The sequence below is a fragment of the Gemella sp. GH3 genome (assembly GCF_013415425.1).
In the GTDB taxonomy this organism is placed as follows: domain Bacteria; phylum Bacillota; class Bacilli; order Staphylococcales; family Gemellaceae; genus Gemelliphila.
Genome location: NZ_JACBYC010000258.1, coordinates 1 through 396 on the forward strand (window position 1 = coordinate 1; position 396 = coordinate 396).

At 37.1% G+C, this 396-nt stretch carries 1 protein-coding gene; it reads left to right on the forward strand.

The genetic code is table 11. The features are described 5' to 3' along the window. A partial coding sequence (locus tag HZY83_RS08205; RefSeq protein WP_179943543.1) for an exonuclease domain-containing protein occupies positions 1-396 on the forward strand: 396 nt, incomplete at both ends.

Sequence of the window (396 nt, forward strand, 5' to 3'; positions counted from 1 at the left end):
CGGTATACCCAATATTGGTTCTTATGTTGAACAAGCTGCTGAGTGGGGTCATTCAGCTATTGCAGTTACTGATCATAATGTCGTTCAAGCATTTCCAGATGCACATAATGCTGCAGAGAAACACGGTATCAAAATGATTTACGGAATGGAGGGCATGCTTGTTGATGACGGTGTGCCTATCGCTTACAAACCTACTGATCGAGTATTAAAAGATGCTACTTATGTGGTATTTGACGTGGAAACAACTGGTTTATCTAATCAATACGATAAAATTATTGAGTTGGCAGCTGTCAAAGTTCATAATGGTGAAATTATTGATAAATTTGAGCGCTTTAGCAATCCTCATGAACGTTTATCTGAAACTATCATTAACTTAACTCATATTACAGACGATAT